Origin of the sequence: Alkalibaculum bacchi, assembly GCF_937875145.1 — a bacterium.
Lineage (GTDB): Bacteria > Bacillota > Clostridia > Eubacteriales > Alkalibacteraceae > Alkalibaculum > Alkalibaculum bacchi_A.
Map to the genome: position 1 here is coordinate 1 of NZ_CALNCS010000222.1, position 8,649 is coordinate 8,649.

An 8,649-nucleotide genomic window follows, 5' to 3' on the forward strand; every position below is an offset into this window, starting at 1 on the left:
TATCTGTACAAGTACCAAAGCTCAATACTGGAGGTATTCCTAAAGCTTTGCAAACACCTTTTAAACCCTCTCCAGCCATGTCTGCAGCCTCTAGGCTACAAAGTCCAGCTACTTCTAAACCATGGTTACCGCAACCACCAGCAACAACTAAAATATCCCGTTCTATTAATTCTCTAGTAAGATTTACGGTATTCCAGTCTTGTGGGCCGTTTCTTAATGTAGAACAGTTTGCAAGAGCTACAATTCCCTTGATTTGTCCCTTTGAAATTACATCTACTAGAGTGTTTAAATCATTGCCAATAGCACCTAATACTGCTTCAGTAGAAAAACCTGCAATTGCCTTTTGTACATGTTTTGGTACCATTGGAGTAATTTTACCATGTCTCTTTTTAAAGTTCTCTATAGCTAATTCGATGCATTTATCTGCCATTTCATCTGCTTTTGAAGGATAGTATGGCAGATTGGTTTCACAACCAGGTACTCCGATAATCGTGCTTACACTAATAAGAGCTACTTGATATTTTTCTGCATATTGATCAATCGCTGGAGGAGAACAGTTTTCTTCCATAACCAGCGCATCTACAGTTCCAGTTGCTAAAAATGGCTCGATAGAAAGCCAATTGCCCATTAAACCTACAAAGACATCGTCGACTTCAAATCTTTGTAGTAATTCTTGCCCTGTTTCAATGGAACCAACAATTCGAAGACCTTTTGCACCAGCCTTCCTGGCCATTTCTTGATATTCTGCTTTTTTTGCCTTTTGCAAGGTAGCAACGCCAATCCAAGGTTGATGACCATTAAAAGCAATATTTACATAATTAGGATCCATAATCCCTAAGTCTACATTTACTTCATGAGGCATAGGTGTTCCAAATAAAATATCCTGAGTCATTTCCAAGCCTATTTGAGCAGTGTAAATAGTAGAAAGACCAAGTCGCAGAGCTTTTTTTGCTAAAGAAACATAATCTCCATCTACATTTGTCAAGCAACTTGCAATGGCGTTTTGAACTTCATGCTCGACACCACAAGGATAGATATGAAGGTTTCTCCAAACATCATGGCGTTTTTTAGGCGCATAAGCCTTAACCATTAAGCTTTCTTCATCCGGAGTTACTTTCATTTCTTTGTCAAAGAGATCGGCTAGTTGAATAGCCATAGCATTTACATCTTGGTTTGTGTCGATTCCAAGAGTTGCACACATAGATTTCAACTTATCTACATCCTTAATTTTAAAGGATGTTTTTCCTTCAGCAGTGGCTTTTAAAGTTCTAAAAGCTTCATAAGCGTGGTGTCCATAAGTGGCAGCACCCATGATATTATGCATAAGGAAATTTCTCATAGCCATTGCATCTGGTCCAATACCACAAACTCCTTTGGTAGCTCCTGTCTTTTCATTAATACGGCAAGGACCTTGCGTACATAGTTGACAGCTTATTCCTTCTAAACAAAATTTGCAGCGTATTTTTTCTTGCTCTGACCATCTTGAAAATACGCTAGAAAGGCCATCTGTTTGAATTCTCCTTAACATTTCTTCAACTGAATCGTGGTAGCTGACTCTACCTTCCATTTTTTCTAAAATTGTCTCAGACATTAGTTCCTCCTCATTTCATTAAATACTAAGATTTCACCCTTAGTATGCGTTAATCTGTAAATAAAATGAGCAAAAAGAAAAAATAGTTGGAAAATTAATCATTTAATTTTTGTCCTAATAATATAGTAAACTCTACAGAGATTTCTTGAATGTTTGAATGTAGTACCTGCCGTATTCTTTCTTGAGAGACTTTCCACGATAGAGGAGTCATGGAAATTAGATGCTCGAGATTGGTCTTATTTATAGGAGCCTTGTATTCTAGTGAATGAGTGCCTAAGAGCTGATAGTTTTTCTTAAAATGGTTTATAACCCTTTCATTAGAGTAAGTTTCTTTCTCTGTTTGATGATAGAAGGTATCTCGCAATTCTCGTAAGTAATGGGATCCTGGCGCAACTTTTATGAGTAAGCCATTTTTTTTGAGAATTCTATTAAATTCTGCATAGTTTGAAGGGGATAATACATCTAATATAATATCAAAGCTGTAATCTCTAAAGGGGTTTTTTGTTAAGTCACCTACACACCAAATGCATTCTTTGTATTCTCTAGAGGCAATATGTATCCCATCCTTAGAAATATCGATACCAATACCTTCATAAGAAATATTTTCATTCGATAATTTCTTGATAATTTGAGAGAGATGAGACCCTTCTCCGCAACCTACATCTAATATATTGATTTTTTTTGAGCCTTTAATTTGTTGTAGAGTGATGATTTCACTGATTTTTTTAATTAAAGGTGTGAAAAATCCACTTTTACATATAATATTACGAGATTCTAACATAGAACGATTATACTCTGTCTTTACATTGTGAAGAAGAAAATTGATATACCCGTTTTTTGACAAATCAAAGCAATGATTTTTTTTACATCTTAAGCTATTATATTCTATGATTTCCATACTACTTTCACAGATCGGGCATTTAAATACTTTAATATTATTTTTTATCTTCATTTTACCTAAAGGTATTGTTTTATCTTTCATCAATGAACACACCTCTTATTATGAATAATTTGAATAGATTAATTCTTTTGTTATACATATTAAATACTAAAAAAACAAACCAAATTATAAATGCTGTTAAAAATTACCTGATTATTTTATTCTTTACGAAACATACTATGACTATAACATAAAAAGGAGGCAATAAAAATGAGTAGAAGAAAACAAAAAGCAGGATTAGAACAATTTAAACAAGAGTGTGCAAGAGACTTATCAATAAATTTAAAACAAGGTTACAATGGAGACTTAACTTCTAAAGAAGCTGGATCTGTTGGTGGAGAAATGGTTAAGAGAATGGTTAAATCTTACGAAGAAAAAACAAATCAAAATCAAAATATGCAGTAGTTATATAATAAGGAAACAGCAATTACGAGAGACAAAGGAAGAATAATTATTTCCTTTGTCTTTTTCGTTATAGATTGAACAGTTGGACGGGATAACTTCTTTTAGCGGAAAGTGGAATGTTGAAAGCTGAACTCGCCTTTAGGCGAGGAATGCTTTGACAACTGCTTAGCAATCGTTTAACTACCGTTCAACTATTGTTTAAAAGGGGCATAAAACGAGTCGCCAATAGGAATAATATACTCATCATAAAAGAATGAAAGGAGCATTTCTATGGCTAATTTTACTGGAACTGTTAAATGGTTTGACAATGATAGAGGCTATGGGTTTATTTCTACAAATGATGGAAAAGATGTTTTTTTGCATCATTCTCAAGTGAAAGAAAAAAGCCATGACAAGGATATACACGAAGGGGAAGAACTGACTTTTGATATAAGAGAAGACGAAAAAGGTCCAGCTGCAATTAATGTTCAAAAAATGTGAGGAGGACAAATTGAATGAATAGAGTACACTATTATGTAATAGGATTACAAAACAATACAGAGAAGACACAAATAAAAAATGCCTTAGATAAATTAGACGGAGTGCAAATGGTTAATGTAGATCTTGGTCGAGGCTCAATAGAAGTTGGATTTAATGAAGCAACAGGTGAAGATGAAATAAGAAAGACAATAGAACATACAGCATGTTGTAAAATTAAACAATAGATATTTGCACTAAAGAACTTTTAAGTGTAGAGTATAGTAAATAGCTAAAAGCGGAATGCGGAAAGCTGAAAACTCGCCTAAAAGCGAGGTAAAGTAAGATCCTTCGCTTATGCTCAGGATGACTAGGTAGTCAACTAGAGCCATCCCTGCGGGTTTTTAGGTATTGGGACCTTAGCTACTGCTTAAGTCATTCTTGAGCGTAGCGAAGAATCTTGACCCTAAAGGAATATCTTAATACTAATGACTAGCAACTAAAACGTTTATAGCACTTTAACAGGAGGTGATACAAATTGAAAAACTTTTTTCGAACTGAATTTGATTACGAAGAAGACCCTTATGATCGCCTAGAAGAAATTGTCAACAACAAGAGCAAATATGAAGACTTTACGAATAAGTCAACATTAAAAAAAATAGAGTTTGACTATGAAGAAGACCCTTATGAGCCAGAAATCGATTTTGAAGAATAGCTTGAAAACGATAATTAAGAGGTAGTCGAACAATTGTATAATTACTATTCAACTTATCTAAAATCAAGAAGGTGTAAATTAATTTCAAATTCAAGTCATTCTTGAGTACAGTGAAGGATTTTAAGACCCTAAAGGAATGCCTGGTGCTAGTGATTAGAGACCAATGGCTAGAGACTAAGATGGCGTTTTCTCGATAAATTTCGATTTGTTTTATAAAAAATCTATTTACAAAAACTACTTCATGTGTGATAATAGTGGAAAAGAAATCTTTAAACAGGTACAGGGATACCAGTAAGATTAATATTTCTAGCATGTCACGCTATGACCATGCTCAAAACATGAATTTTAATCTTGCTGCGACACTGCAGCAAGTTTTTTTTGCGCGAAACAGCGAGCCAAGCGAAAGCGTAGCTTTCGATGTAGACGTGTGATGAAACAGACAAACAGCTTGCTGATTTGGCTGTGGAATTACACGGATACGAAATGAAAGCAAAGCTTTCATTTGGCGAGCATCGCGACCTGAGAATTGGTTTAGCCAATTCTCAGGGGCGGCTTTAGCCAATTCCCGGGGGCTAATGAGCTAATGTCGCAGTAAAATAACTTATTTCTTTATCCCACTATACCTACCAATTCAAGGAGGAGAATTATGGAAAACCAAAATGCAATACGAGGCTATTTACCTGACGAAAGACCGCCTTTCCTAGAACTTATTCTATTTGCAATCCAACAAATTGTTGTTATGTTTCCAGCTACAGTCTTAGTAGCACTTATTACAGGTTTTCACGTTTCAACGACGATCTTTGCTAGTGGTCTAGCAACTTTAGGATTTATTTTAGTTACAGGTAGAAAAATACCACTATACTATGGCTCAAGTTTCTCTTATATTGCAGCAATTGCTTCAATAATGAGCGCAGATGCTTTTGCAGGTTATTCTTTAAATGACAAAATTTCAATTGCACAATTTGGTATTATCATGTCTGGTTTTGTTTCAATTATAGCAGGCTTTGTCATTCAAAAGAGCGGAAAGAAAATGATCGATAAAGTGCTTCCACCAACTGTTACAGGAAGTATTGCTATCATTATTGGTCTATCTTTAGCTGCGAATGCTATGGGAAATGCCTCAGCTATTCCAGCAAATGTTTTAGAAGCAAACCAAGCTACTGCAAGTAGTTACGCATGGGTTATTGCAGTGATAACTTTAATATCAACAATTTTATATTCCGTATATTTAAGAGGCAAGTTAAGCCAATTGCCAATTTTATTTGGACTTTTAACAGGTTATGCAGCAGCACTCATCATTGGAAATGTAACAGGAATTCAATTTGTAAACTTTAACACAATTGTGTCTGATAGCATTGTAAATTTACCTATATTTACATTCCCAAAACCAACTGTGGCTGCAGTAGTGGCGATTATGCCGATTGCTATTGCTACAATTCCTGAATCAACAGCACATATTTATCAATTAGATATTTACGTAAATGAATTAGCAAAGAGAAAAGGTAGTAAAAAAAGATATAATATTGAAGATAAACTAGGGTTAAACCTTATCGGGGATGGTTTAGGAGATATCATATCTGGTTTTATTGGTGGACCTGCTGGCACAAATTACGGTGAAAACATTAGTGCCATGGCCATATCAAAAAATTTCTCTGTACCAGTACTTATAGTAGCAGCTATAATCACCATGATTATCTCTTGTTTTACACCACTTATTAATATAATTTACTCCATTCCAACATCTGTAATAGGAGGATTATCCATTTACTTATTTGGCGTTATCGCTGCACAAGGTATTACAATTATGATGGATAAAAAAGTGGATATGTTTAGCTCTAAGAACCTAGCAGTTATCGCTGTTATATTAATCATAGGATTAGGTGGAACATACCAGTTTGAAGGCGGCATGATTCCAATGTTCGGAACACAACTTCCAGCACTAGCAACAGCAGCTATTGTAGGAATAGCGTTAAACTTACTTCTTTCCATAGGGGAAAGAGATTAGCGGAAAGCAGAATGCTGAAACTTTAACAATCGGTCAGCTACCCACTATCAGGGCTTATGAATTTACTTATTTCTATAGGAGAGAGAAAAAATTAAGCAGAAAGTAGAAATAAAAGGAGGGCATAAAAATGTGCCCTCCTTTTGTAGTTTGGTAACTTTTAGAATAGTCTTATATTTATTTTAAATATTGTAATATGAAAGTAAGCGTAAGGAATAATTTCTACCATATTCTATGATATTATGTAAATAGAAGGAATTTCACTCGTTCGTACTTCGTTAGATATGATCACATTTTAATATTATAGACAGGTGGACATGATGTTTCAAATTGCTATATGTGACGACGAACAAACGATTTGTTCACAGATTGAGAAGATCATCTTAAATTATTTCAAGAGTGGTGGTAGACAAGTCAAAATAGTTTCTACTGAGGGTGAAAAATTATTTTATGGTAAGCTTGCAGATGTGTTCACTAAAGTAATAAAACATCGATTTATGTATATCCATAAATCGTATATTGTAAACTATGCCCATGTAAGTACATTTAGATATGAGTCGGTTATGATGACGAATTCTATACAACTCCCAATAAGTCAACCTAGGAGAAAAGAAATAAGAGAGTTGCAGATGAAATATCAAAAAGAGGAAATGAATTATGAATATTAGTATTTATGAATGGACATTCATTATAACGAATTTTTTTGGAGCATATACAATTTATAAATTCATGAATATTTTTTTTGATGAAAGAAAGGTACATAATAAAATTGAACTATTGTCATACATAGCTTATTCCATATTTATAGTCGCAATATATCTTATCATAAATATACCCGTGATCCTCATGATATGTAATATAGTTGCTTTCATGGTATTATCATTAAACTATAAGTCAAATATGAAAAAACGGATAGTATCGATAGCATTGATATATCTGATTTTGATGTGTATTGAAATGATTGTGGCATTGATATCGGGTTATTTCAATTTTCCTCTTTTATCTGCTAACGATTATTCATCCGTATATGGACTCATAATAGTTAAAATTCTTTCCTATGTAGTGGCACTGATATTTGGTAATTATAAAAACATCAAGAGTGGAGGATTCATACCAAATTCGAATTGGTTTTGCATTGTGTTGATGCCAACGGCATCTTTATATATTATTTTAACTTTATTTCAAGCAAAGGGTCTTTCATGGATACAGGTAATGATTGGGATAGTCTTTATGTTGTTTGTTAACTTTGCAACATTTTATTTATATGATGTAATTACAAAAGTATGGTCAGATAAAATGGAAAAAATGCTGCTTCAACAGAAAAATAAATATTATGAAAATCAATTTAATCTAATGAAGCTATCAGTGAATAACACAGCTACAATAAAACATGATTTAAAAAATCATCTGTCCGTCATATATACATTGATTCAAAATGAAGAAAAAGAAAAAACTCTTAAACACATATCCGATATAATAAAGGTTTTCGGTGAACAAAAGGAATATGTTCGTTCCGGAAATGTTGCAGTTGACAGTATTTTAAATTTCAAGCTGCAAGAAGCAGAGCAGAAGAAAATAAAAACCATATTAGATATTAATGTGCCGGAAGAATTAAATATTACGTCTTATGATATGGCGGTTATATTAGGAAATTTACTTGATAACGCAATAACGGCTGTATGTGAGTTGACGGAAGATAGATATGTCAATATTATTATAAAATATGACAAGGGACGGTTTATTTTAAAGATTGATAATCCATTCGAAGGAAAAATCCTTAAAGAGAAAAATACACTTCTTACAACAAAGGTGGATAAGTCCAATCATGGAATTGGTCTTCAAAGTATTAAAGCTGTTTTAGAAAAGTATAATGGTTCAATGGAACTAGTACATAGTAAAAAAGTATTTTCTGTCACTCTACTCATGTATATCGAATTATTTGAGAGCAATAGCTATTAAAATAGCCTGCTCTTTTTTTAATGGAAGAAAATCTTTTTAAAGATTTTAAAAGAAAAACCTTAGTTCACTACAAAAACATATATGAATTTTGACAAGATCCCGCACAAATTAAATTTTTGTAGTAAGATAAAGGAAAGGCAGGAAACAACTGTGAAGAAAATCATAATGAAGATTAGTGGATTGGTAGCAAGTTTAGCACTAATGGTTACGATTGCAAACGTAAATTCATCGTGTATGTTTGTAATGCATCAACCAAAGCTACCAAAAGGTGCTGAGAAGCTTCGTAAATTTTAATGAAAATGGATGTATTCGATAGGATTACAGATTGGTTTATTCGTAACGAAGTAATACCCTTGGAGGATAAAGAGTTATATACCTATGGACTAAAGCAAGGATCATTGATGGTGCTTAATATTGGTACTATAATTATCATCGGTATTATATTAAAAATGATATGGCAAAGCATCCTATTAATGTTTGTCTACATCCCTCTTAGAACGTATGCAGGAGGATACCATGCCAGAACCGGTGGTTGTCAAGGTAGTTGTCACAAATAACAAATTTTTTATGACACTTTTTCT

General features: G+C 33.4%; 11 protein-coding genes. 9 read left to right on the forward strand and 2 right to left on the reverse strand.

Features of this window, described 5'->3' with window-relative positions:
• Nucleotides 1-1,591: anaerobic carbon-monoxide dehydrogenase catalytic subunit (cooS, locus tag Q7P22_RS13030; RefSeq protein ID WP_303864830.1), on the reverse strand; the 1,591-nt coding region annotated here is incomplete at its 3' end.
• 94 nt (nt 1,592-1,685) lie between these two features.
• Nucleotides 1,686-2,573 (reverse strand): methyltransferase domain-containing protein, encoded by an 888-nt coding sequence (locus tag Q7P22_RS13035; protein WP_303864832.1) that lies wholly within the window; start codon nt 2,571-2,573, stop codon nt 1,686-1,688.
• A gap of 168 nt (nt 2,574-2,741) precedes the next feature.
• On the opposite strand from Q7P22_RS13035, the gene Q7P22_RS13040 reads away from it, so the two are divergent.
• From Q7P22_RS13040 to Q7P22_RS13080, 9 genes are all read left to right on the forward strand, one after another.
• Nucleotides 2,742-2,936, forward strand: a complete 195-nt coding sequence (locus Q7P22_RS13040; RefSeq protein WP_303864834.1) for an alpha/beta-type small acid-soluble spore protein — start codon at nt 2,742-2,744, stop codon at nt 2,934-2,936.
• A 270-nt stretch (nt 2,937-3,206) separates the two neighbouring features.
• A complete protein-coding gene (locus Q7P22_RS13045) occupies nt 3,207-3,416 on the forward strand; it encodes a cold-shock protein (protein WP_113920646.1) in 210 nt (69 codons plus the stop codon).
• A 14-nt stretch (nt 3,417-3,430) separates the two neighbouring features.
• On the forward strand, nt 3,431-3,640 hold the full coding sequence (locus Q7P22_RS13050; protein WP_113920647.1) for a heavy-metal-associated domain-containing protein: 210 nt from the start codon (nt 3,431-3,433) through the stop codon (nt 3,638-3,640).
• A 290-nt stretch (nt 3,641-3,930) separates the two neighbouring features.
• Nucleotides 3,931-4,107, forward strand: a complete 177-nt coding sequence (locus tag Q7P22_RS13055) for a hypothetical protein (RefSeq protein WP_303864837.1) — start codon at nt 3,931-3,933, stop codon at nt 4,105-4,107.
• 646 nt (nt 4,108-4,753) lie between these two features.
• Nucleotides 4,754-6,112, forward strand: coding sequence for a uracil-xanthine permease family protein (locus Q7P22_RS13060; RefSeq protein ID WP_303864839.1), 1,359 nt, complete (start codon nt 4,754-4,756; stop codon nt 6,110-6,112).
• 317 nt (nt 6,113-6,429) lie between these two features.
• Nucleotides 6,430-6,777: a LytTR family DNA-binding domain-containing protein gene (locus Q7P22_RS13065; protein WP_303864841.1), complete on the forward strand. Its 348-nt coding sequence runs from the start codon at nt 6,430-6,432 to the stop codon at nt 6,775-6,777.
• A gap of 232 nt (nt 6,778-7,009) precedes the next feature.
• The gene (locus tag Q7P22_RS13070; protein WP_303864843.1) at nt 7,010-8,068 is read left to right on the forward strand and encodes a sensor histidine kinase; all 1,059 of its coding nucleotides are present in this window, start codon (nt 7,010-7,012) and stop codon (nt 8,066-8,068) included.
• A gap of 150 nt (nt 8,069-8,218) precedes the next feature.
• Complete coding sequence (locus tag Q7P22_RS13075; protein ID WP_303864845.1) at nt 8,219-8,362, forward strand: cyclic lactone autoinducer peptide; 144 nt, start codon at nt 8,219-8,221, stop codon at nt 8,360-8,362.
• Between the two features lie 5 nt (nt 8,363-8,367).
• The gene (locus Q7P22_RS13080) at nt 8,368-8,625 is read left to right on the forward strand and encodes an accessory gene regulator B family protein (protein WP_303864846.1); all 258 of its coding nucleotides are present in this window, start codon (nt 8,368-8,370) and stop codon (nt 8,623-8,625) included.
• Nucleotides 8,626-8,649 lie beyond the last annotated feature (24 nt).